This is a genomic window from Pedobacter sp. Leaf194, assembly GCF_001423945.1.
Lineage (GTDB): Bacteria > Bacteroidota > Bacteroidia > Sphingobacteriales > Sphingobacteriaceae > Pedobacter.
The window spans coordinates 81,788-104,911 of record NZ_LMPU01000013.1 but is presented as its reverse complement, the minus strand read 5'-3'; the positions used below and the strand labels follow the sequence as shown (position 1 = coordinate 104,911).

The window sequence follows — 23,124 nt, the reverse complement described above, 5'->3', positions numbered from 1 at the left end:
ATGAAAAACGAAAATCCAGCAGATAAATATCCTGTACCACCGTTCCCCAAGCAGGAACAATCTACGCCGGGAACTGAAGCCGAATTATCTCCATTAGCAGACCATGGCGAAAAATCTTACCGCGGCTCCGGCAAGCTTAACGGTAAAAAGGCAATAATTACGGGTGGCGATTCAGGCATCGGTAAAGCTGTTGCCATTGCTTTTGCACGCGAGGGTGCCGACGTATTAATTAGCTATTTAGACGATTCGGAAACCGTTGATGCAGAGGATACCGCCGAGTACATAAAAGCTGAAGGTAAAAAAGCGATTTTAATTAAAGGCGATATCAGAAGTGAAGCGCATTGCAAAGAAATAATAAACCTGGCTGTAGAAAACTTTGGCCAAATCGACATCCTTGTAAATAATGCTGCTTTTCAAATGGCTCGCGAATCTTTGGGAGAAATCCCTTCTGAAGAATGGGTTAAAACTTTCGAAACAAACATTCATCCGATGTTTTACTTAAGTAAAGCAGCAGAACCACACATGAAACCCGGAAGCAGCATTATAAATACCACTTCCGTAAATGCCTATTCTCCAACACCATTGCTTCTACCCTATGCCGCAACTAAAGGTGCGATACAGAATTTTACGGCAAACTTAAGTCAGATTTTATTAGAGGCAGGTAAAGGAATTCGAGTAAATGCCGTTGCACCAGGCCCCATCTGGACACCATTAATTCCATCTACAATGCCTGAACCTGAAAATTTTGGAAAAGACACGCCAATGGGCCGCCCTGGCCAGCCAGTAGAGGTTGCGCATGCTTACGTATTTTTAGCATCAGATGATGCGAGTTATGTATCAGGAGCTACCCTTCCGGTTACCGGTGGAAGAATCACAATTTAAAACCTAAAAATGAAGTATCATGGACAATAAAGATGAAAAGAACAATACAAACGAAGATGCCAAGAATTCGGGTACATCTGAAGAAAAGGCAAGTTTCGACCAGAATGGAGCAGGCGCTTCTGAAAAGTTTGGCCAGGCTGGCGAAAAACCTAACGAGTCGGGCGAAGAAGGCCCGGGTACAGTAAACAAAGAAAAAAAACCATAAAAAAAAGAGCCTTAATGGCTCTTTTCTTATTTTACAGCAAAGCGCTGAAACTACTTTTCGTAGATACTCATCTTTTCTGCCAGCTCGATAATGCTTTTTATTTTTAACTTCTGAAAAAGCCTAAGTTTATAAGTGCTAACCGTACCCATCTGTAAATTTAACTGGTTAGAGATTTCCAATACCCCAATTCCTTTTGTCAACAACTCAGCTACTTCCAGTTCTCTTGCAGATAGTTTTGTGAAAGGATTATCCGCATCATTGCCTAGAATACTGTTGAACATATTCTCTTTAACATTACGGCTCGAGTACCTGCTCCCTGCGAGGATTGTGGTTATCGCCGTCACAATTTCCGATTCTTCAGCATTCTTCGTCAAATAACCGGAAGCGCCCGCTTTTAAATAAGGAACTGCGTAAATGTTTTCATTGAGAGATGAAAATACCAGAATCTTAGCATTGGGCTGTACGAGTTTTATCTGGTCAATTACCTTTAAATTGTTCCCGCCAGGCAAATTTACATCTATAATAACAAGGCTCGGCGATTTTTCGGTTTCTATCAAGGCCTCTTGCATAGTTGAAGCATTTAAAATTTCGACACCCGCCCAGTAATCTGATATCAGGTTTTTTAGCCCTCGGCGGATGATTTCATGATCATCAGCAATAAGTACCGAAAAAGTACTTACAGTGTTTTTTGTTTTCATTGTTTGGATATTGGGATGAATGGGTGCTAATTAGTTTTATACTCAGGCATGATATTCCACTTTCGAAACAAGAATTTTTGTTTCTTCCGCTTGTAGTCGTAAATGTACAGAATTTATTAATTATGCTGAAGATAATAAACGGTCTTTTTATTACGCGATGCAAGTAATTACAAAAACTGTTTGACATTTATCATCATAATATTCAAAAACGAACGAAAATATTGTCTGCTGATTTTTCTAACCATCTAAAATTTGCTGGCAACAAGTCGTTTTGCTGGATGTTCATGCTGATGCCCGAGACAAGTCTGTCGCAACTTCGCTTCAACAATTTTCGGGCTCCATTATAAACTTGATGGTTTTTCTAACCTATATTTGCAACAAAAACAAACCAAATTATGAAAAAATTAAAATTAATGCTAAGCATAGCATGCTTCACAGCAATGCTGGCAACTACAAAGGCACAAGAAACCACAGCTACAAAACTTGCCGAGTGGGAACGGGCGAAAGCGTACACCAGGGAGTATCTGGAGGTGATGCCGGAATCGGGTTATGCGTTGAAGCCAACGCCACAAATGCGTTCTTTTGCAGAGCAAATGCTGCATTTAACTGATGCAAACTATGGTTTTGCAGCAACTGCCACAGGCGAAAAAAGTCCGTATGGGCTGGGAGAAGTAGAAAAAATTCAGGACAAATCAAAAGCAAACGTTACCAAAGTTGTTCTGGCCGGATATGACTACGTAATTGCCGCATTGAAAGCAATGTCGCCTAAGCAACTCGGCGAACACGTAAAATTCATGAACCGCTTTGATATGACAAAGGAAATGGTTTTCACCAAGGATTTTGAGCACCAAACCCACCACCGCGGTCAGGCGACTGTCTACCTCCGTTTGGCAGGCGTAACGCCACCACAAGAGAAGCTATTTTAAGATAACACCACCATCGAATGATAATCAGATTAGCCCAGGAGGAAGATATCCCAAGAATAATGCAGCTCGTAAAAAAGGTGGTGCCAGTTATGCGTGCTTCCGGCAACTATCAATGGGGAGATGATTACCCAAATCCTGAAGTGTTTAATGCAGATATTTCAATTAACCAATTATGGCTCTGCGAAATTGATGAGCAAATAGCCGGTATATCGGCAATTACGACAGATCAGGATCCGGAATATGCTGACGCTGGCTGGGACATCACAGAAACTGCTATTGTTACGCACCGGCTGGCAGTAGATCCGGATTATCAAGGCATGGGTGTTGCAAAGGCCCTGATGCAACAAGCGGAAAAAGTTGCAGCGCAATCTGAAATTAAAATTTTAAGAGTGGATACCAACAGCGAAAATATGGCTACCCGCAAACTTTTTCCGAAAATCGGCTATGAGTTTTGCGGCGAAATTAGCCTGGCCAAGCGCCCCGGACTTAAATTTTATTGTTATCAGAAATTATTATAAAGCTCAATGACGACACAATTTACAGGCCATGGCTCAGGTTGAGTATGCACTCCGGAACTTAAGTTCTATAAAAAAGCCCTTGTTTCAGCTGAAACGAGGGCCTTTTGTTATAACATATTTGGGATGTTCATGAATTGTAGATGTCGCCAATTACCGTTTCAACATCGTCTATCAGCTTGCGTTTGGCAATGTTCCAGGTATTTGGCGATGAAAAATCCTCAATAATTCTATCAAGGCTGTTTTCTGGAAGGTTTGTAAATCGCTTGAATTCGTTAACCAGGCTATATGAATCCATATCTCCGAAACCTCTAAGCTGCTGCACTTTTTTTAAAAATGAGCTCATTTGAGAAATTTTGTTGGGCGTTTCCATATCACAAATATAATTATTTGTCTGTTTTATAATACCGTAAAATCACCTTTTTATCAATAATCCAACAATTAATAGATAAGGTATACCTATCAGTGGGTAAAGCGCAGAAAAAAGTCGATATCATAGCTAAACTGGAAACCTTAGCGACAAAATTGTTGAAAACATCATTGCCGAATTTCACTTTGAGGTGTTATTTTTGCCGGCAATGAACTCCAGCTATCAAATTCTTTATCTTTTTGAGAACCCAGACATCTTAATAACTGAAATTAAGCGATTGGATTTACCTGCCGACGCCAAAGCAGACGAGCTTTATCATTGGCTGTTTCTGGAAAAAAGCTCGTTATCATTCATTAAACTCTGGTTCCGCTCAATGGATTCATCGTCGGAAATTGAAGAAAGATATTTTGAGCAGGGTTATTTAAAGTTTAACGAAACCGAGGCCACTTATATTGAAAAATATAACTCTTCGCAACACAAACTCATCAACCGAATTAAGGAAGCATCAAACCATGAAGTGCGAACGTATATTGATGCCTATTTAAAACAGGTTTAGAGCGGGGTAACATCAATTGGTTTTTTTCTCTGAAGGAATGTCAATCTCGGCATCTGTTTTTAAGGGCAGGCCAAAATTCGGCGTTCCGTCTGCATTCCAGCTAAACTTTTGCGCTCTGGGTGAACGAAAATTACCACAGCCTTGTCCTGGTTTATCATTGGCGTGATACAGAATCCAATCTTCCTTGCCATCAGGCGACTTAAAAAAAGAATTGTGGCCGGGAGCATAGACACCGTTTTCAACCGACTTTTGGAACACTGGTTTAGCAGATTTAACCCAGGCTTTAGCATTGAAGAAGTCGCTGTTTAAATCAGCGGAGAGCATACCTAAGGCATAAAAATCTGTCCAACAGCCACTTGCAGAGTAAATAATAAAAATTTTATTGTCGTGAATCAAAAACTGCGGTCCTTCGTTAACACTAACATGAGGTGGGTTGTTTGGATCGTTTAAATCGCCATGTTTTTCCCATTCAAATTCCGGCGAAGATATTTTCACCCGGTCACCATCTACTGTCCACGGGTTTTTAAGTTTAGCCATAAATATCTCCTGCTTTCCGTTTTTATCACCCTCCCATCCAGACCAAATCATATAAAGCTGTCCTTTAATTTCTGCTACATCTCCATCTATAGCCCATTTATTTGTCGGGTCAGAAATTTGTCCTTTAAAAACCCAATCAACCTGCATTGGGTCGGCAGAGGCATTTTCTAAAACATACATTCTGTGGTTTTCATTTCTGCCGTCGTCTGCAGCAAAATAAGCGTACCATTTCCCGCGGATATACATCACCTCCGGTGCCCAGATATTTTTCGAATAAGCGCCGGTTGCAGGCGCCTTCCAAATGGTTTTATGTGGTGCATCTTTTAAACCGGCCAGGCTTTTACTTTTCCAGAGTTCTACCCTATTGCCAGTGCTGTTTGTGTAATAATAATAGCCATCCTTATAAAAGCTATATGGGTCGGCGCCAGCAGGAAGCAAAGGGTTTTTAAAAGTTTGGGCATTTAAGGTTGCGGTGATGAAAAGCGCTAATAACAATAGGAATGTTCTCTTCATAAAAAGTACTATCTAAAACAAGGATTTTTCTTTTTTCACATCTGTAGCCGCATCAATCTTCGTTTAACAGTAAGCGGCACCAAACAGAATTTTCTTAAAAACTAAGATAAGTAAAACATATTAAAAGACAAGAACCATAACTTCAAAGCAAATAAAAATCGCTTTACTTGCAATTAAAGCACCTTTCGAAATCAGAAAAAAAATTTAAAGGGAGAAAAAAATTATCGCCTGACTAGATTCAATTGAATTTCATTTCATAATTTGCGCTCTTAACGGATAAGGAAATGGCTTCAGGTTTTTTTGCAATTTTGGATGATATAGCAGCTTTGATGGACGATGTAGCGGTAACCGCTAAAATTGCCACGAAAAAAACAGCCGGAATACTAGGCGATGATTTGGCTGTAAATGCAGAAAAAGCGACAGGTTTTCTATCCTCAAGGGAACTTCCTGTACTTTGGGCAATAACAAAGGGCTCATTTGTAAACAAACTTATAATTGTTCCCATTGCATTGCTGCTCAATGCTTTTTTTCCTGTTGCCATTAAATTTATACTGCTAATCGGTGGTTTTTACCTCGCTTACGAAGGCGCAGAAAAAATTTTCGAATACCTCTTTCACCGCTCAGAAGCTGTGCCGCAGTCCACTGAAGTTATAAAGGACGACAAGGATGCTGAAAAAGCGAAAGTCAAATCGGCCGTTACCACAGATTTTATCCTCTCCGTAGAAATCGTAATCATTGCATTGGGCACGGTGCTTACTGAAAATCTTACCTTGCAAATTGTTACGGTTTCCATTGTGGCATTACTGGCAACCATTGGTGTTTACGGAATTGTTGCCATTATCGTTAGAATGGACGATACCGGCTACAAGCTTATCAAACGCTCACAAAATAAAGGGTTTTTAAATGCAGTGGGCAATTTGCTGGTTAAAGCTTTGCCAATTCTAATCAGAATTTTAGCCGTTGTTGGCACCATTGCACTCATACTGGTTGCGGGCGGCATTTTCGTACACAACATTGACTACCTTCACCATTTATGGCCTGCTCTACCATCAATGGTTAAAGAATTTTTATTCGGCTTAATCGGTGGTTTTATTGCCTTGCTCCTTTTTACAATCGCGAAAAAGATATTCAAGCTTTTTAAAAAGTAATTCTCTACAATTTGACTTCGTTTAGTACAGGATTCTGACTGGCATTAACCTGATAGGTACTTATCTTATTTTCATCAGAAACTTCTACAATCCGGTAACCTTTGTATGCCGTTCCCCAATTGCCCCCAATGTGCGAATCAAAGAAATGCGGAAGTTTGTTTGTATAGAAAACGCTATCCAAACTGTGGTCGTGACCATGAAACACAGCCTTAATATTTGGGTACTGATGCAATAGACTAATCGTATCCGGACATTCTACAAACGGACTTTCTGGCACCCAAAAATGAGGTGGAATATGTAAGATTACGAAAACAGTTTCGAGTGTTTTAAACTTTTCAAATTCCTGTTTCAAAAATTTGTTATCCGGGCAAATATATGTCCCTTTCGTATCAGAAGTATTTGCCAGCACAAAACCAATTCCGTTCTTTTCAAACGAAAAATTGTCTTCGTAGCCGAATACAGACTTCCAGATTGTCGCATCGGCATGGTCGTGATTGCCCGGAATTGCATAAAACGGAACTTTTAGCCGGTCGTAATAATTCTTTTTCACTTCCGATAAAAGTTCAGGGCGGTCGTGTACAAGGTCTCCGTTTATAATTACGAAATCTAGTGGCGTTTGTTTATGAGCTTCATTTAACCAGCGCACAATATTTTCATGATCATTTTTAAAGTCAGTTCCGGGTTGACCATAGTGCCCGTCTGATGCAATTGCAAACCTTAATCTTGCCTTCTTTTCAGGATATTCTATGTTTTGCTGCGTTTCGCTTGCCGCTGAAATAACCGGAGCCAGCCCAGCCATAACAACTGAGGCCAAACTACTTTTTATAAAAAATCTTCTATCCGACATGGTTGTGTTATTGAGTTGAAGCAATATTAATCATCATCATCTTTTTTCTTTTTCTCCAGGATAACAAAAGCGCTCCTTTTCGGCGCAGGCATTACAGCGTTCTCACCCTTTACCGATTTCCAGATTACTTCATTTAAATCCAAATCCGGAGCAGAGTCTTCTTTTGCAAAATTGAAAAGTTCCGACCGTTTGCTGCTTTCATTAACCGCAACATTTCTATTATCAAGGTTGATTAAAGGCGTTATCACATTGTAGGGTGTAAAGTCTGGCTTATTGGTAAAGCATTCAAACAATGGCACCGCTGCTGCGTCATACTGGCTCATTGGCGGCAACCCAAGGATGAGTTCCATCGTTCTTAGAAAACCCGAAGTTGAATACATGGTATGAACTGCCGTTTTCTTTTTCACATAAGGCCCAACAACATAGGCGGGCGAACGGTGTGCATCAACGTGGTCGGGGCCGTTTTGAGCATCATCTTCAAGGATAAACACAACAGATTCTTTCCATATTTCGCTGTGCGATAACCGTTCTAATATCCTGCCTACGGCCAGGTCATTATCAGCAACAGCAGATTGAGGCGATACTTTGCCCTTTTTCTGTCCGCTGGTATGGTCATTTGATACCCTTAAAGTACTAAATTGCGGAACTGATTTGTTTACTAATAGAGAGTCGAAATCTTTTATCCAGGCATCGGCACGTACCTGGTCGGTAATATCCATATCGAAGCCTGGCGAGCTTGCACACATGTGCCCCTGAAGCGATTTTATATTTGCTTTTCCATAATCGCCAAATTCCCCATAACTGCGGTAAGATACTCCGGCCCGCTGGCAATAATCCCAGATAAAACCGCCTTTTGGATAGGTTACCGGGCGGCCGCCTTCATAATTGGTGGTCCCTCCGCGAGCGCCATAACTCGTTGGCCAGGTTTTTTCAACCACATCAGTTGCGTAGGCCGCCATACTCCAGTTGTGTCCATCAGCACTTACTTCAGCATCAACATAAAAATTGTCGAGCAACACGTAATTTTCGGCAAAAGCATGCTGGTTAGGCGTAATCTTTCTCCCGAAAAGCGTTAAACTCGAATCGCCATTTCCCTGAGGCATATCCCCAAGCACCTGGTCGTAAGTCCGGTTTTCTTTAATGATGTAAAATACATGCTTAATCGGCGACTGCTCGCCTTGCCTGCGGGGTATCGGGTTTCCCTCCTCGCCATCGGCAATTAAGGTTCTCTTATCCGTAAAGGGCGTATTGGCGTAAACCTGAGCTGTATATGCTTTCAGCTGCTCTACCTTTGGCACATCAATAAAAGATAATGTTCCCTTAAACAAGCCGGCGATATATTGTAACTTATTGTTTGCGGTGCTGCCCATCTGGTAGCCACTATTATCTGCTTTTGAAATGGGTTGTGGCCCCTGCGGGTTTGCCATAGAGGTGTTCCCCTTTCCATTGCTAACCATAATTTTTGACCCTACAACTTTAACGCTTGTCGGATACCAGCCTACCGGGATAAAGCCCTGACTCTGACTCGTTCCAGGCTTGCTCACATCGAAAACGGCCAGGCAATTGTTATCTGCATTGGCAATGTAAAGTGTTTTTTCATTGGCGCTTAATGCAAGTCCGTTGGTGGTAGAACCGGTTAGCTGCGTGGCGTATAATGTTGTTGCAATGGTTTCAACTACCTTATTGTTTAACGTGTTGATGACAGACACCGTGTTATCATTTGCATTCGCCACAAAGAGGTAATTTCCCTTTTTGTTTAGCAAAAGTTCGTTCGGATGGTCGCCAACGGCTATTAGGCTGGCAATTTTTTCGGCTGCGAGGTTTACAATAGCAATCGCCCGGCCGCCCCAAAGCGAAACGTAAAGAGAACTTTCATCAGGCGAGAGGATGCAACTGTAGGCAATAGCAGGCAACTGAATCTTTTTCAGAATTTTTTTCTCATCCGGATTTATAATATATAAGCTGCTGTCTTCTTTTGTTACCGTAAAAAGCCTGCTGTTATCTTTATTTACTGCAATACCCGCCGGACTGATTTTTCCTTTTGGCCACACCTCGCCCAGTTTAATGGTATCGCTCTTTGCAAGTTTGTTTGCGCTGATACCAAAATCCAGAATAATATTATCATTTCCACCAGACACATAAAGATGCTTCTCATCCCTGCTGAATGCTAATCCGTACCAAGATTTCTTTAGTATTTTTTCATCAAGAATCTGTTCCGTTCTTGTATCAATAAGCTGAACCGACTGGGTGCTTTGCCCATTGTTCGTAATTGCCGCAAACTTTCCGGAAGCACTTACCTGCATGTTCAAAGGCAAATCGCCAAGCTGAATTGAATGCCCTGCCGGACTAAGTTTCCATCCGTTAGGCAACAAAATTTGTTTACCACCCTGAATTTTTCCGGGTTGCTGCGCCACAGCGCTGTTGACGCAAAAGGCTGTAAATAAAATGAAAAGATATTTCATTATTGAATGATTTTATTTAATGATAGAGCGCCATCAAAAGTAAGCAGATGATGTTAAGTTTATGTTAACCGGAATATGAAAACACAAATATTACAAACCATTTTTTAATTGAATTTACTAAAATGCCCCAACAATTTCGCAACGATATTTCTTATCGTTCGTTCTTCAGCTTGTTTGGTTTCTCTGCCAGGGTTAACCGTTACAACTAACAGATTTGGTACTTAGCGCAAAAAATTTGTAAGTTAAACGGCAAAACATTTCTTCGCTTCGACCATGCATACACTGTTACCGTTTTTTTTGGCCATGATAGCGGCCATTGTTCTTTTAAATATGTGGGCAACGAAGCTCCGTGTGGCTTATCCGATACTACTGGTTGTAGCGGGCTTATTAGTTAGCTTTGTACCGGGTTTGCCGGTTGTTAAAATAGACCCCGACCTCATATTCTTTATTTTTTTGCCACCGCTTCTGTTTGAGGCATCATGGTCAATTTCCTTCAAAGAAATGAAAAAATGGTGGCGCATAATTGGCAGTTTTGCATTTCTTGTCGTTTTCTTCACAGCCCTTTCCGTAGCGCTGGTAACAAATCACTTTATTCCGGGTTTTAGCATTGCCATCGGGTTTTTACTAGGTGGAATTGTTTCACCACCTGATGCAGTGAGCACAGGCGCCATTATGAAATTTGTGAAAATTCCCAACTCTACTTCGGCCATTTTGGAAGGCGAAAGTTTGTTGAATGATGCATCCTCATTGATTATTTTTCGCTTTGCATTAGTTGCGGTTGGAACCGGGCAGTTTATATGGCAGGAGGCTGCAACGAGTTTTATATGGATGGTGGCCGGCGGCGCCGGAATCGGTCTTGCTCTTGCATGGTTCTTCGTTCAGGCGCATAAGCGATTGCCTACAGATGCGCCGTCAGATATCGTATTTACACTTATCGAACCCTATATTCTGTACTGGGTAGCCGAACAGCTGCACAGCTCGGGCGTTATGGCTGTAGTTTGTGGCGGGCTGTTTATGTCGGCCAGGCGAATGATTTTTTTAAACAGCGCCAGCCGGATTCGCGGTTACAGTGTTTGGGAAAGCTTTGTTTTCATTTTAAACGGAATCGTGTTTCTCATTATCGGATTAGAACTCCCTGAAATTGTTGCAGGCATAAAAGCGGAAGGAATTCCTTTGCGTCTGGCCATAGAGTATGGTTTTTTGGTCACTGGGATTTTAATTGCAGCAAGGATGATAAGTTCTTACGCAGCGCTAATCGCTACAACGATTTTCAGGCCAGGCGTAATGCCGCATGCCTCGTCGAAACGAAGGCGGTGGATGATGCCGCTTTTACTTGGATGGACCGGCATGCGGGGTGTAGTCTCCCTTGCCGCAGCACTGTCCATTCCTGTAACCTTAAAAAATGGCGTAGAATTTCCGCATCGAAATTTAATTCTCTTCATCACCTTCATGGTTATTTTACTCACCTTATTAATTCAGGGCCTTACACTACCCTACTTAATTAGCCGAACGCACTTTTTCGATGGCCTTCTCAGTGAAGAATCCGAACTAACATCGCGAAACAAAATGAAGCAAGGCCTGAAGCAACATGTTTACGAAGTGCTGAAAAAGAAATATGATAATGGATTACAGGGTGATGCTGGCATCGAAAAAATATTAAAACAATGGGAAGACCGGGCGAAAGCCAGCGATGACAGCTGGATGAATGAGCAAACAAAAATGGTTTTTATCGAACTTCTGGAAAGTCAGCGGAAGTACCTCACACAGCTCAATAAAGACTCTTCCATCGATGAAGAAATCATTCGTCAGCAATTCTATCAAATAGATTTAGAGGAAGAAAGATTGAAAATCATTTAGCGCAAGTTACAGCGCAAAAAGAAACACCTTGCGTGTTGCAAGGTGTTTCTTAAATATTTATCAGGTAAATGTATAGTAACAACCGTGGAAATCTGTAATTGTTTTCCTTATTTTTTATTTTTTTCATTTCTGCAGCGTTCGCTGCAATACAACACTTCATCCCAGTTTTGGGACCACTTTTTTCGCCATGAAAACGGACGCTGACAAGCTGGGCAAACTTTCGACGGAAGATTAGCTTTTTTAATCATTTTCATCAACCGAAGTTATTAAAAATTGCCGAGGTATAATTCTACCTTTTTGCAGGCTTTATTTATAGCAAAATCGTTGCAAATTAACCAGGATTTGTAGCCTCAATTTTACAGCGCAGTAATGCTGCATCGCTTATTTTAGCAAAAATTTTTAACCCTATGTTTAAATCTGTTTCATCTTTCGCATTTTTTGTAGCCCTAACCGCAACAACTTTAGCACAAACCACTACACCCGCAACCCAGACACCGCAGCGCAGGCGCAACGAACCCCGCCCGTATACGCTAACTATCGTGAACAATACTAAAGTAGCAATAGATTCGGCTAAAATAAACGCAGCTTTTAAAGCGACCTATCCTGCCTTCGCAACAGCAGATGGCTACCGCACAAAACGAGAAGTAACCATGCGGGTAATTGATACAGCAAACAATTTTACATTGAAGGCCGTTCCCGGAGAAATTGTTGCCAACAGTAAATGGATAAAAAAGAAGAAAAACCTCGCCAATTTCCAAATGAACCTGCAAGATGCTCTGCATCAAAACTGGTCGTCTGTTGACACCATAAAGAAAGATGGCTATCAACTGGTTTTCATTAATAAAAATTCTGCTTTCAATCCGAAAATTAAACAGGAACTGATTGAAACCTACTTCAAAGTTTTTCCTGTGCTGGTTAGCACTTTCAATGATAAAACAACGCATGATGTTGTTTTCGTAACTGATACCGCCTATAAAGGTGTGGCAGAAGCGAGTGGAAACCGAATTCTGTTTAGCACAACATATATGAATGCGCATCCAACCGACATCGACATCGTAACTCACGAGGGCATGCATCTTGTTCAGGGTTATGGTTATGGCTCTGGCCCGGTATGGCTAACTGAAGGTATTGCAGATTTTATCCGCTATAAATATGGTGTTGACAATGTTGGCTCAAAATGGGCCTTGCCTGCACTAACAGAAAAACATAACGAAAAGAAATACGAAAACAGCTACCGCGTAACTGCACGCTTTTTTGAATGGATAGACCAAAAAGTTAAGCCGGGTATGATTATTCAAATCGACAAGGAATTAAGAAACCATACCTACACTGCTGATACCTGGGTAAAACTTTCGGGCAAAACAATAGATGAGCTTTGGAGCGATTACGCCAAAAACCCTGAACTGAACCTTAAATATAGTGGTAAGGAAAGAATATAATTTGAAACAACATCTTGAGGCCGTTAGAAATGCTTTCTAATTGCCTCAAGATATTTTAAGTTATTCGTTTTCGCAAAGCCAATGTCATGACATTGATTAAACTGCACGAATGCCTTGAGTGCATCTGCAAACTTGTCGATAAGCTGATCATCCAAAATAACAGCTTCAAAATGAAGGTTATGCACCAATAAAACGCTTTTCTTTCGATCCGCTTTTGCGTCCATACGAGCAATGAACCGTTCGCCGGCGAGTATTGGCAGACAAAAATAGCCATAAAGCCTTTTGGGTGCAGGCACGAAACACTCCACCTGGTAATCAAATTCGAAAAAATCACTAAGCCGGTGCCGAAAAACATTTAGCACGTCAAAAGGCGAAAGAATAAAAACATCGTCTGCTAATTGCACATTAGTATTTGTCCCGGCCAGCATAAATAGCGGTCCTTTCACACCATTTACCTGAACGGGAAGAACCTCACCTTCCGCCAACATCTTTGCCAGTTCAGTTTTAACCAGATTTCCTTTTACCCTTCTCGCCCGCCAGTTCATTTCTTTTACAGAACATATTCCCAAAGCGCCTAGTGTTCTTTTAATGATGTAGCGGGCAAATTCTTCCGGAGCAGGCATTTCCATATCAATTTCCTGAGGGACCAGATTTAGAGGCACATCATAGCGTTTATGAAACTTACTATCGCGGCTGATCATTAAAACGCCCTGAAAATAGAGCCTTTCCAGCGCAACTTTCGCAGGCCGCCAATCCCACCAGCCCGTACTTGCTTCGACGCGGTCATCATCAAAATCACTTACTTTTACCGACCCGTCCCGTTCCACCCGATCGGTAATTTGTTGCATAAGCTGGCTTTCGGGCTTACTCAAGTCGATTGCCTTTGCTTTAAAAGCCTCCTTAACTGGCAATGAAAATCTATAATCATTCATTGGTAAGTAGCCAGATTCCGAGCTGAAATATTCAAACACCTTTCCATCGTCGCAAAGTTCGGCAAGCCAGCTCGTTTCATAATCCGGAACCCTGGCAAACAGTGCGTGGTGGTGTGCACGCTCTACAACATAATTTGTATCCAGCTGCAAATAGCCCAGATGTTCGATAAAACGGTAAGCTGCGTCAATTCCGTAGCCGAATTGCGCCTTGCCGGCCAAACCTGCAGCATTTATGATAATTTTTCTTGCTTCAGATTTCGTTAGGATGATAGTTTGCATCATACTAAATTAAGAAATTTGTTCGCTGATAGTTGATCGGCTTAAAGAAAGAAATCTGGCGATTATCGCCAGCGGTTCTTAAAAGCCAAGCTTAACACCCGTTTGCTTGCGAAGGCACCAGGTTGTCATGCAACGCAGGTTTTGCACATTTGTCGTTTTAATGGGCTCAGTCAATTCGGCGCCAAGCTTGCTGGTCAATTCAAGTAACATCTCCTGGTTAACAAGAAAACGTTCTGAATCATCGGGCAAAAGGTAACGGCCATTTCCTGTTGCTATAACGGCAGATTCGATGCCGATATTGGAAGCCAGCCTGCAAAATAAATATCCGCAAGGCTTTAATACCCGCCACATTTCATTCAACATGGCTTCGAAATGCGCCCGACTTTCGGCAAAGTGTAGCACTGCACTGCTGATTACCAAATCAAACTTATGGTTTTCAAAAGGCAGATCTTCTACCGGTGAAACCAGAAAATTTGCATCCAGACCTTTTGCAACATATTGTTTTGCAACATGTTTCATTTCTGCAATGGCTTCAGGATTCAGATCTACACCATAAACATCGAAGCCGTTTTTTAGAAAATACAGAAGATTTCGCCCCGTTCCGCAGCCTGCATCTAAAATGGTTTTAGAATTTGCGTAAGTTCCCTTTAGCAACTGGTCAAAAAGATAAATATCGATGTTCCCGAAGGCATCCTGAAGATTATAACTGGCGCTCATTTAACTGCAAATATAAAGAATGAAAGCATCGAAAATACTTTGGCTTTAGAAACAAATCTCTTCAAATTCTACAGATTATTTTCATCATCGTCCAGAAAAAGCTTTATATTTCTTCACGATGAGCTGGAAAGATGGCAAGGGCATGCCATCCGGCTTTGCCCTTGTTGTTTAACCAAAAATACGGGTGGCTTCGAAACACCCAGATAAATGTTGCTAAATATTATTTGCTTTTTACTTACTTTAACTCAAGAATGTATTCGCCTTTTGCAGGTATCGAGATTTTTGAATCGAATGCAAATGTCTTTCCTGTGAGCACATCTTTTCCGCCTGTAAATCCCTTAGTGACGTCAGTGAAGCGTTCCATAGTCACATCCTGTTCTTTAAGGCCGCTGTTCAACATCACTAAAACCGCTTTTCCAGCCTTCATTCTTCCGTAAACATAAATACCATTCCGGGGTGCATAGTGCATCATTGTCCCCTGCGTTACCGGAATGCTCGTTTTGCGCCACTGAAGCAGCTTTTGCAAATAATCCCATGCCTCATTCTGCAATTCGCTACGCCCGGCTTTTGTAAATTCATCTCTCTTATCTCCCGGCCAGCCGCCCGGAAAATCTACCCTTAAGCGGCCATCCCCATCTTCTTTTGTACCAACCATTAATACTTCTGTGCCATAATATATCTGCGGAATGCCACGTGTGGTTAAAAGCAAAGCCAATCCCTGCTTGTATCGTTTAAGATCATTATCCTCCTTTCTGCTAAACCGGCTTAAATCGTGGTTATCCAGGAAAGTAAGCATGTTGTATGGGTCGGCATAAATAAAATCCTGAGCTATATCTTCAAAAATATCATTCAGATATCCGTTATCTGTCTGGCCATCAAATGCTTTTTGCATGGCAAAGGTGAGCGAAAAATCCATTGGTGTTTTCAGATATGGATTTTTCTTATTCAAGGCCGACTTTGCCTGCCACCACGCTGGCGATGTGGCTTTGTTATACCAGGTTTCGCCAACAATATTGAAATTTGGGTATTCATCATAAACTTCCTTGTTCCACCTGGCCAGAAAATCAAAATCCATGTATGAATAAGTATCTTGTCTTATGCCGTCGATTCTGGCATATTCAATCCACCAGATGCTGTTTTGGATTAAATAAGTTGCAAGATGAGGATTTCTTTGATTGAGATCCGGCATGCCTCTTGTAAACCAGCCATTCAAAAAAGTGTTTCTTTCGGTAGGTGATGCATGTATGTCCATAACGGAAACCGTAGCATGGTTGGTTTGCAGGAAAACACCATCGTTGTTGATCCAGTTTTTGGCGGGCAAATCCTTCATCCACCAGTGCGAGCTACCGCAATGGTTTAGCACCATGTCCATCACCATTTTCATCCCTTTCTGGTGCGTCGTTTTTGTCAGTTCTTTAAACTCTTCATTCGTACCGAAGCGTGGATCAGAATTATAAAAATCGGTTATGGCGTAACCGTGGTAAGAGCCGCCCCGCATTTTGTTTTCCTGTATAGGATTAAGCCAAACGGTTGTAATACCGAGGTCTTTCATGTAATCTAATTTCTGGCTAACCCCTGCGTAATCACCACCATGACGGGCATTCGGGCTATTTCTATTCACCGAAACACTATCCCAATTGTCATTCGCAGTGTTTCCATTTGCAAAGCGATCCGGCGTAATCAGGTACAATACATCGGCAGCGTTAAAGCCCGAAGCACCCGATTTATCCGTACGGCTTTTTATTGGATACTTGTAAACAAACTGCTCGGCGCCCAAGGCAAAAGTGATGGGAACATTTCCGGCTTTTGCAGTTTTGGCTACGTTAACGTACAAAAATACATAGTTAGGGTTTTCTACCTTAGCCGCTGATTTTAAAGTAACCCCCGGATAGTTAATGCTTACTTTTGCATTCGCGATGCCCGGCCCGTAAATTAGAATCTGGAACTCTGATTTCTTCATGCCGGTCCACCAATTGGCGGGTTCTACCCTGCTTATTGCAATCTTCGCGAAAGCGCTTGCCGCATTCAGAAAAAGCAGAAAAAACAGCATATTAAATATTTTTATATACATCGCTAGTGGATTTTTAATTTTTAAAACTTACTATTTTGTCAAAACCAGATATTGATATGGTTGCATCTTAAGCGCACCATTTAAACTAACTTTAGTCCCGTCAAAAGCATTCTTCCATTGCTTACCCGCAATGGTTGCAGGCAAAGTGAAGTCCACCTCTTTGTTCCTCAAGTTAGATAAAACGAGCACTTGCTCTTTCCCAAGGGATTTGGTAAAAGCACACACATCATCACTGCTGTATGAGGCCAGTTCGCCCCTTCTAATGGCATTACTTTTATTGCGGAAAGCAATTACCTTTTTGTATTCTGCGGTTACTTCGCGGTTTGCATCGCCAAGCGCCCAATCTATTCTGCGGCCGGTAAACGGAAAGGTAAGGCGAAAGGGCGTGCCTATTTCCTGCCCGTTGTAAACCATGGGGATGCCCTTCATATAGGCGACAACTACAAACGCCGCCATTGAACCGCTTTTACCGCCAAAAAGTTCAAGTGGTGTTCCGTCAGAACCATTTACATCATGATTGGTTAGGTAACGAACCACAGCCTGCCCTTCCTCGGCATCTTTAAAATCACGCTCGTTTAAAGCATCGATGGATCTTACCGATTTGTTTCTGTTGTAAATGCTTTTTAGATTTCCAAAGTAATTGAAGCCAAAGAAATAATCAAAACCCACGCTCAGGTATTTTGGGCTGCTGCCTTCGGCGAGCATTAAGAGCTTGTGCGTTTTAATCGTTTTCAAACTGTCAATAACCTGTTTCCAAAAATCGAGTGGCGGACCATCAGCATAATCACAGCGGAAACCGTCTATATTAGCTTTATAAACCCACGATTTCATCGAATGTATCAGAGATTGCCTCACTGCGTCATTTTTGAAATTAAGCTGAGCAACATCTTTCCAGGTTTCAGGGTATTTAATATTTCCAAGGCTATCCTTAACGTAGTAATCTTTGTTGGCCATCCATGGATGATCCCATGACGTATGGTTGGCAACAATATCCAACATGACCGAAATCTTCCGTTTATGGGCGCCATCTACAAGTGTTCTTAAATCTTCAAGCGTGCCAAACTCTTTACCAACCGAATCATAATCGCGGGTTGCATAGGGTGAGTTAGCGCCCTTTAATACCCCTACTGGATAAATCGGCATCAGGTAAATTACATTCACACCAAGGGCCTTGATGGAATCCAGACGGGCAGTTACACCGGCGAAATTACCTTCTTTACTAAAGGAACGGGTGTTTACCTGGTAAAGCGTTACGTCTCGCCTGTCGGGCACACCATTAAAAGGCTTGCCATATTGTGGCGGATATGGTGAATTGTTCTGCGCAAAACTGGCAGAAACCTGTATCAGGCAGCAAATTGCAGCAATGAAAACACTTTGGAGGTTTTTTCTCATGTTAAAAATTGAAATTTAATGTATCGGCAACTTAACACATCGAAGCATCAGGAGGTTTTTTATTACTCCTCCTGATGGCACCCGATGGCTAGTACCCAGGATTTTGTTTTAAATTAGGATTTGCATTCATGGCTGCAGTTGGGATCGGGAAAAGCTGCCAGTGGCTATCTACCGCAGGCACGAGGCCATGGCCAAGGGTAAAAGTACCAAAACGAATCATGTCCTGGCGGCGATGCCCTTCCCAGTTCAACTCAAAGCCACGCTCATCGTAAATGTTATCAAGTGTTGGATTTGCAGCCAAAGGACTTAATCCTGCCCGCACCCTAACCTGATCGATAAATGGTTTTGCAGCCGCAGCATTGCCTAAGCGTACGTTACATTCTGCAATCATCAACAACACATCCGCATACCTGTAAATTGGAAAATCATTCGAACTTCCGCTGCCATCGTTAGGTGCCACCGGATAAAATTTAACGCCACGAACGCCTTCGGTAATGCCTGCGCCAGGATTTATCAATGAAGTAACTTTCGGTGTATAAGTTACGCCACCAGGCTGAGGGCCAATTAAAAACTGTTTTCTTCTGATGTCATCGCTGGCGTATTTATTGTACGTTTCTTCGGGTACAATGGTGCCATTCCACCCCGCGAAACCAAACATTGCTATCCCGTTAGGTCCATTTACACTTCTTAATGCAAGCACATTGTTGCCAATAACGTTACGTTTTAACCAAATGGCCAGAATGGTTTCATCATCCGGGCAAACATCGCCAAAAAGTTCAAAGTAGCGGTTGCCAAGCGGGCTCGAAGTACTTGCAGTACCCGGGTGTAAGGTGTAGCCGCCAGATGCCACTTTTGTACAGGCTGCAAGGCACTCCGCCCATTTCGTTGTTCCGGTATAAACACCGGCATTCAGGTACACTTTGGCCAAAAACGTGTAAGCTGCCCATTTGTTAAACCTTCCGTAGAACACGCCACCTTTTGTTTCTGGCAAAAGGTCGGCATTTGCAGTTAGCTCGCCTACAATCCAATTAAAAATCTGCGTCCTGGTCTGTGTTTTCAATTGAGCCGTTGTAATGTTATTGTCGGTATAAAAAGGCACATCGCCAAAATCATCTATCAGCAAATAATAAAACCAGGCCCTCAACACCTTTACTTCTGCCAGTTTTGCAGCCGGCGCATTTGCCTTTTCCAACTGTTCTACAGCAAGGTTTGCCAGATAGATGGAATTGTAACAGGCGTTCCAGGTGGTATTGATTTGCCCGAGTGCCGGCGTCCATGCCCTTGTATACAGGTAGGCATTTTCCGGCCCCCAGTCTCCGCTTACACGATGCGGCACAACCTGCTCATCGGTACACATGTTATTTGTGTCATAGTAGCCATTATCGCCACCGCCAAACTGCGGCATACGGGCGTATACACTTGCAAGGGCAATATCTGGCCCTTTTGGATCTGCAAAGAACTGGTCGGCGGTGTATTTATCGTAAACATTTTCGTTTACCTTGGTACAACTCTGTGCAATTATTGCCGCCGCTATAATGGTTATTATCGTTAGTTTTTTCATGATGAATCTATTTTAAAATGATGTTAAGGCCCAGTGCAATGTTGCGTACCCTTGGATAAATTCCATTGTCGCCGCCTGTTTCTTCAGGGTCGATTCCTGAATATTTGGTAATGAGCCACAAATTCTGACCGGTTAGTGAAAAACGAACTGCACTGATGTGCTTCGATTTGGAAGTAGGGATTCTGTAGCCAAGGTTAACATTTTCCAACCGGATAAACTTGCCATCTTCCAACCAGTAGTCTGATGCCAGAGGATATGCAGAGGTGAAAATATTATCATCTATCGCACTTGCCAGTAGGTTCGACTTACCCAGGTTTTCCAGAAAACTTAGGTTAGATCTCAAAGCATTAAACAGCTTATTACCGCCCGATCCACGCACCAGAATCGATGCATCAAAGTTCTTATAACTAAAGCTAGGAGTAAAAGCGAAGGTATATTTCGGTTGCGTCTGGCCGGCAAAAATCCGGTCCGGACTGGTTGCTCCGGCGTCTATTCTGCCATTTTTATCCTGGTCTACAATCGTTTCAGCACCATTCGTGCCCACGCCCTGGTGCTGCAGAATGTAAATTGAACCAATTGCCTGTCCAACTACGAGGTAAGCGTTCTGCCCGCCATAGCCAACATTGTTCGTAATGAGAGGTACGCCGTTTAAGGAGCCGCTCAAATTTAACACCTTCGAATCCATCAGGGTTAAGTTACCCCCAAGGCTTAACCTTGTGGATGAGTTGCGTATGAGTTCGTAGTTTAAGGCCATTTCTACACCCCTGCCCTGTATACTGCCAACATTTGCCTGAATAGAGCCTGTTGGAAACGGTGGCTGAGGAACGGTATAGCCATATAATAATTTATCGGTTACATTTTTGTAAATGTCGAAGCTTCCGCTTAAACGCCCGTCAAACAATCCAAAATCCAGACCTATGTTAGTCGATTTTTTGCGCTCCCACTCTAAATCGGCATTGGCATTCTGGGTAACCCTGAAATTGGTTTGCACGTTTCCCGCAAAATAAACTGTACCCGAGCCCTGAACAATTTGCAGTGACTGCAACACGTTTAAAGGTTGCTGGTTACCGGTAATACCGAAACCACCTCTCAATTTTAAAGTGCTGAATATTTTCTGATTTTTCATAAACGGTTCCTGATCTATTTTCCAGGCCAATGAGGCAGATGGAAAATTACCCCACTTATGGTTGGCACCAAAAACTGTTGCCCCATCCCGCCTAAAGTTAGCGGTAAGCAAATAGCGATCTAAGAACGAATAGTTAAACCGGCCTAAAACAGACACTGTTCTACGTTGATTCCGGTATGAAGAATAGTCGCCGGCCTGAACCTTTGAAAAATCGCCCAAGCCCAGGTTATTATAAGTAGCCAGGTCATTCACAAAGCCTCTGGCAGCACTTCCACTACCCGAATCCATCTGCGCCTGCCACTCATAAACCGCAGCGGCGTCGAAATGATGCCTGCCAAAATCCTTACTATAATTTAGCTGGAAATCCATCAGCTTATAGTCTGAATTGTTATTATTTACGCTGGCGTAACCTTTTTGGTCAATCGCCGCCGCTACTGTTGAAACTGCCGGAGTGTAATTGCCCGAAGTACCGTTCGTTTTCTGCCAGCTTCCAAAGGCTTCAGCCGAAAGGCCACTGATAATTTTGTAGTTTATGCGCATTGAACCAAGCAATCTATTCGTTTCGCTTTCGCTGATGATGGTATTGGCGGCAGCGAGCACATTCAGCGGCTGAAACAAATTCGGATCAGTAAAATAAGAACCATCGGCTTTGTAAACCGGATCGGTTGGCCGCGAGATGTAGGCGTTGGAAATTAAGTTGGAAGTAAAAGCAGCCCTGCCAATTGAACCCGGACTACCATTATTTTGTGAATTCGTTCCATTTAAGGTCATCGTTATAGAAAGCTTATTATCAAGTGCTTTCTGTGTGGCTTCAATCCTGCCGATAAACCTTTGGTTATCTGAATGAATAACAATACCGTTTTGAAGCACCATACCCAACGAAGCCCGGTAGCTAAAATTATCGCTGCTTCCGCCAAGTGTTAGGGTATGATTTTGGGTAGTTCCTGTTCTGGTTAATAGTCCGAACCAATCTGTATCTGCCCCAAAATTTGAAGAAGCAGGAATGCCACGTGCAGCAGCTTGCTGGCTCCACTCAGCAGCCGTTAACATTTTCAGCTGCCTGGTTACAACATCTACAGAGGAGTTTGCATTGTACTCAATTGAAGTGCCACTACGGCTCTTTTTCATGGTCACAATTAATACACCTGATGCACCTCGCGAACCATAAATGGCCGTTGCAGAAGCATCTTTAAGCACTTCTATACTTTGGATTTCTGTTGGTGGTATCTGGTTTAGAAAACTTACATCGCCCTGAACACCATCTATTACCACGAGTGGATTATTATTGCCCTGAATAGACGTTATTCCACGTATTTTGATGTTGGGCGCACTTCCTGGCTCGCTACCCGTTTGTGTAATAACCACACCTGCAGCTTTGCCGGCTATTTGTTGCAGCGGACTGGTGATTGCCCCCTGGTTAAAATCTTTACTGCTAATGCTGGCTACAGCCCCGGTTAAATCAGATTTTTTCGTGCTTCCGTAGCCAACAACCACAACATCTGCCAGCGATTTGGCGTCTGGTCGCAACTGGATAACCATCGGTTTACCTGCAAGCAAAACCCGTTCCGCTACATCGTAACCAATAAAACGAATGGAAACCGTTAGCGCTGTCTGGCTGCTGCTAATTTGAAAAGCCCCTTTCGCATCAGTAGCAACCATTTGATTGGTTCCTTTTACCTGCAGTGTTGCACCTGCAACTGCCTCGTTATCTTCATCAACAACCCTTCCTGTAAACGCAGCCTGTTGCCCATGGGCAATGCTTAACGTCAGCAGAAAAAGCACCGTTAGTCCATACTTAAAAAAGTAAAAAAAGTAGTTTTTTCTCATAATGATTAGTTCTTAAAATTTGGTTAGTGCAACTTCAAATGGGGGTCTGAAGAATGCAAATCAAAGTAAACAGACTTTAAAATCAATCACAATAGAGAAGAAGCCGGATATTGAAAAAAATGTTATCAACATCAAACTAAATCCTTAACTAACAGTACGTTATTAGAATACCCAACTCCAAAATATATAGATTTTTAGCTTCCTAAGCCTACAATTTCCTAAAAATCAGCCCTGAAATTCGAGCTTTTCAAGCGGTTTTTAAGC

Annotated in this window: 20 protein-coding genes; 8 read left to right on the top strand and 12 right to left on the bottom strand. The window is 42.3% G+C overall.

Going from position 1 to position 23,124, the window contains the following annotated elements:
• Complete coding sequence (locus ASG14_RS18390; protein ID WP_056872545.1) at positions 1–882, top strand: SDR family oxidoreductase; 882 nt, start codon at positions 1–3, stop codon at positions 880–882.
• A gap of 19 nt (positions 883–901) precedes the next feature.
• Entirely contained in the window at positions 902–1,087 is a 186-nt protein-coding gene (locus ASG14_RS18385; RefSeq protein WP_056872544.1) for a hypothetical protein, read from the top strand.
• A 50-nt stretch (positions 1,088–1,137) separates the two neighbouring features.
• Here ASG14_RS18385 and ASG14_RS18380 read toward each other — a convergent pair whose 3' ends face one another.
• Positions 1,138–1,785, bottom strand: coding sequence for a response regulator transcription factor (locus ASG14_RS18380; RefSeq protein ID WP_056872543.1), 648 nt, complete (start codon positions 1,783–1,785; stop codon positions 1,138–1,140).
• Positions 1,786–2,180: 395 nt separating this feature from the next.
• Between ASG14_RS18380 and ASG14_RS18375 the strand changes: the two genes are divergently transcribed.
• Both ASG14_RS18375 and ASG14_RS18370 read left to right on the top strand, forming a co-directional pair.
• Positions 2,181–2,711, top strand: coding sequence for a DinB family protein (locus ASG14_RS18375; protein ID WP_056872542.1), 531 nt, complete (start codon positions 2,181–2,183; stop codon positions 2,709–2,711).
• A 17-nt stretch (positions 2,712–2,728) separates the two neighbouring features.
• Positions 2,729–3,229: a GNAT family N-acetyltransferase gene (locus ASG14_RS18370; RefSeq protein ID WP_056872541.1), complete on the top strand. Its 501-nt coding sequence runs from the start codon at positions 2,729–2,731 to the stop codon at positions 3,227–3,229.
• A gap of 127 nt (positions 3,230–3,356) precedes the next feature.
• Here ASG14_RS18370 and ASG14_RS18365 read toward each other — a convergent pair whose 3' ends face one another.
• Positions 3,357–3,572 (bottom strand): hypothetical protein, encoded by a 216-nt coding sequence (locus ASG14_RS18365; RefSeq protein ID WP_157274998.1) that lies wholly within the window; start codon positions 3,570–3,572, stop codon positions 3,357–3,359.
• 232 nt (positions 3,573–3,804) lie between these two features.
• On the opposite strand from ASG14_RS18365, the gene ASG14_RS18360 reads away from it, so the two are divergent.
• Entirely contained in the window at positions 3,805–4,152 is a 348-nt protein-coding gene (locus ASG14_RS18360; RefSeq protein WP_056872539.1) for a hypothetical protein, read from the top strand.
• Positions 4,153–4,164: 12 nt separating this feature from the next.
• On the opposite strand, the gene ASG14_RS18355 is transcribed toward ASG14_RS18360, so the two are convergent.
• Positions 4,165–5,202, bottom strand: a complete 1,038-nt coding sequence (locus ASG14_RS18355; protein ID WP_056872538.1) for a family 43 glycosylhydrolase — start codon at positions 5,200–5,202, stop codon at positions 4,165–4,167.
• Positions 5,203–5,486: 284 nt separating this feature from the next.
• Here ASG14_RS18355 and ASG14_RS18350 point away from each other — a divergent pair, with 284 nt between their 5' ends.
• Entirely contained in the window at positions 5,487–6,350 is an 864-nt protein-coding gene (locus ASG14_RS18350; RefSeq protein ID WP_056872537.1) for a DUF808 domain-containing protein, read from the top strand.
• A 4-nt stretch (positions 6,351–6,354) separates the two neighbouring features.
• Here ASG14_RS18350 and ASG14_RS18345 read toward each other — a convergent pair whose 3' ends face one another.
• The gene (locus tag ASG14_RS18345; protein WP_056872536.1) at positions 6,355–7,197 is read right to left on the bottom strand and encodes a metallophosphoesterase; all 843 of its coding nucleotides are present in this window, start codon (positions 7,195–7,197) and stop codon (positions 6,355–6,357) included.
• Positions 7,198–7,223: 26 nt separating this feature from the next.
• On the bottom strand, positions 7,224–9,659 hold the full coding sequence (locus tag ASG14_RS18340) for a bifunctional YncE family protein/alkaline phosphatase family protein (RefSeq protein WP_056872535.1): 2,436 nt from the start codon (positions 9,657–9,659) through the stop codon (positions 7,224–7,226).
• Positions 9,660–9,932: 273 nt separating this feature from the next.
• Here ASG14_RS18340 and ASG14_RS18335 point away from each other — a divergent pair, with 273 nt between their 5' ends.
• On the top strand, positions 9,933–11,516 hold the full coding sequence (locus tag ASG14_RS18335; RefSeq protein ID WP_056872534.1) for a Na+/H+ antiporter: 1,584 nt from the start codon (positions 9,933–9,935) through the stop codon (positions 11,514–11,516).
• Between the two features lie 107 nt (positions 11,517–11,623).
• Here the strand turns inward: ASG14_RS18335 and ASG14_RS20095 are convergent, their stop codons facing one another.
• Entirely contained in the window at positions 11,624–11,764 is a 141-nt protein-coding gene (locus ASG14_RS20095; protein WP_235528624.1) for a DUF2256 domain-containing protein, read from the bottom strand.
• Between the two features lie 159 nt (positions 11,765–11,923).
• Between ASG14_RS20095 and ASG14_RS18330 the strand changes: the two genes are divergently transcribed.
• Complete coding sequence (locus ASG14_RS18330; RefSeq protein WP_056872533.1) at positions 11,924–12,955, top strand: basic secretory protein-like protein; 1,032 nt, start codon at positions 11,924–11,926, stop codon at positions 12,953–12,955.
• A 23-nt stretch (positions 12,956–12,978) separates the two neighbouring features.
• Here ASG14_RS18330 and ASG14_RS18325 read toward each other — a convergent pair whose 3' ends face one another.
• The 6 genes from ASG14_RS18325 to ASG14_RS18300 all read right to left on the bottom strand — a co-directional run bounded on the left by ASG14_RS18325 (position 12,979) and on the right by ASG14_RS18300 (position 22,860).
• A complete protein-coding gene (locus tag ASG14_RS18325) occupies positions 12,979–14,169 on the bottom strand; it encodes a winged helix-turn-helix domain-containing protein (protein WP_200940372.1) in 1,191 nt (396 codons plus the stop codon).
• A gap of 75 nt (positions 14,170–14,244) precedes the next feature.
• Positions 14,245–14,883 carry a bifunctional 2-polyprenyl-6-hydroxyphenol methylase/3-demethylubiquinol 3-O-methyltransferase UbiG gene (locus ASG14_RS18320; RefSeq protein ID WP_056872531.1) on the bottom strand — a complete coding sequence of 213 codons (639 nt, stop codon included), beginning with the start codon at positions 14,881–14,883 and terminating at the stop codon, positions 14,245–14,247.
• 235 nt (positions 14,884–15,118) lie between these two features.
• On the bottom strand, positions 15,119–16,954 hold the full coding sequence (locus tag ASG14_RS18315; RefSeq protein WP_056872530.1) for a glycoside hydrolase family 13 protein: 1,836 nt from the start codon (positions 16,952–16,954) through the stop codon (positions 15,119–15,121).
• A gap of 30 nt (positions 16,955–16,984) precedes the next feature.
• Positions 16,985–18,346: an alpha-amylase family glycosyl hydrolase gene (locus tag ASG14_RS18310; RefSeq protein ID WP_056872529.1), complete on the bottom strand. Its 1,362-nt coding sequence runs from the start codon at positions 18,344–18,346 to the stop codon at positions 16,985–16,987.
• A gap of 88 nt (positions 18,347–18,434) precedes the next feature.
• Complete coding sequence (locus tag ASG14_RS18305; RefSeq protein ID WP_056872528.1) at positions 18,435–19,907, bottom strand: RagB/SusD family nutrient uptake outer membrane protein; 1,473 nt, start codon at positions 19,905–19,907, stop codon at positions 18,435–18,437.
• A gap of 7 nt (positions 19,908–19,914) precedes the next feature.
• Positions 19,915–22,860: a TonB-dependent receptor gene (locus tag ASG14_RS18300; RefSeq protein ID WP_056872527.1), complete on the bottom strand. Its 2,946-nt coding sequence runs from the start codon at positions 22,858–22,860 to the stop codon at positions 19,915–19,917.
• Positions 22,861–23,124 lie beyond the last annotated feature (264 nt).

Excerpts from the sequence above, each read along its gene's own strand:
- ASG14_RS18355 (WP_056872538.1), bottom strand. The coding sequence starts at position 5,202 with ATGAAGAGAACATTCCTATTGTTATTAGCGCTTTTCATCACCGCAACC.
- ASG14_RS18390 (WP_056872545.1), top strand. The coding sequence starts at position 1 with ATGAAAAACGAAAATCCAGCAGATAAATATCCTGTACCACCGTTCCCC.
- ASG14_RS18370 (WP_056872541.1), top strand. The coding sequence starts at position 2,729 with ATGATAATCAGATTAGCCCAGGAGGAAGATATCCCAAGAATAATGCAG.
- ASG14_RS18360 (WP_056872539.1), top strand. The coding sequence starts at position 3,805 with ATGAACTCCAGCTATCAAATTCTTTATCTTTTTGAGAACCCAGACATC.
- ASG14_RS18330 (WP_056872533.1), top strand. The coding sequence starts at position 11,924 with ATGTTTAAATCTGTTTCATCTTTCGCATTTTTTGTAGCCCTAACCGCA.
- ASG14_RS18350 (WP_056872537.1), top strand. The coding sequence starts at position 5,487 with ATGGCTTCAGGTTTTTTTGCAATTTTGGATGATATAGCAGCTTTGATG.
- ASG14_RS18335 (WP_056872534.1), top strand. The coding sequence starts at position 9,933 with ATGCATACACTGTTACCGTTTTTTTTGGCCATGATAGCGGCCATTGTT.
- ASG14_RS20095 (WP_235528624.1), bottom strand. The coding sequence starts at position 11,764 with ATGATTAAAAAAGCTAATCTTCCGTCGAAAGTTTGCCCAGCTTGTCAG.
- ASG14_RS18310 (WP_056872529.1), bottom strand. The coding sequence starts at position 18,346 with ATGAGAAAAAACCTCCAAAGTGTTTTCATTGCTGCAATTTGCTGCCTG.
- ASG14_RS18365 (WP_157274998.1), bottom strand. The coding sequence starts at position 3,572 with ATGAGCTCATTTTTAAAAAAAGTGCAGCAGCTTAGAGGTTTCGGAGAT.
- ASG14_RS18340 (WP_056872535.1), bottom strand. The coding sequence starts at position 9,659 with ATGAAATATCTTTTCATTTTATTTACAGCCTTTTGCGTCAACAGCGCT.
- ASG14_RS18315 (WP_056872530.1), bottom strand. The coding sequence starts at position 16,954 with ATGTATATAAAAATATTTAATATGCTGTTTTTTCTGCTTTTTCTGAAT.
- ASG14_RS18375 (WP_056872542.1), top strand. The coding sequence starts at position 2,181 with ATGAAAAAATTAAAATTAATGCTAAGCATAGCATGCTTCACAGCAATG.
- ASG14_RS18380 (WP_056872543.1), bottom strand. The coding sequence starts at position 1,785 with ATGAAAACAAAAAACACTGTAAGTACTTTTTCGGTACTTATTGCTGAT.
- ASG14_RS18345 (WP_056872536.1), bottom strand. The coding sequence starts at position 7,197 with ATGTCGGATAGAAGATTTTTTATAAAAAGTAGTTTGGCCTCAGTTGTT.
- ASG14_RS18385 (WP_056872544.1), top strand. The coding sequence starts at position 902 with ATGGACAATAAAGATGAAAAGAACAATACAAACGAAGATGCCAAGAAT.
- ASG14_RS18300 (WP_056872527.1), bottom strand. The coding sequence starts at position 22,860 with ATGAGAAAAAACTACTTTTTTTACTTTTTTAAGTATGGACTAACGGTG.
- ASG14_RS18325 (WP_200940372.1), bottom strand. The coding sequence starts at position 14,169 with ATGATGCAAACTATCATCCTAACGAAATCTGAAGCAAGAAAAATTATC.
- ASG14_RS18305 (WP_056872528.1), bottom strand. The coding sequence starts at position 19,907 with ATGAAAAAACTAACGATAATAACCATTATAGCGGCGGCAATAATTGCA.
- ASG14_RS18320 (WP_056872531.1), bottom strand. The coding sequence starts at position 14,883 with ATGAGCGCCAGTTATAATCTTCAGGATGCCTTCGGGAACATCGATATT.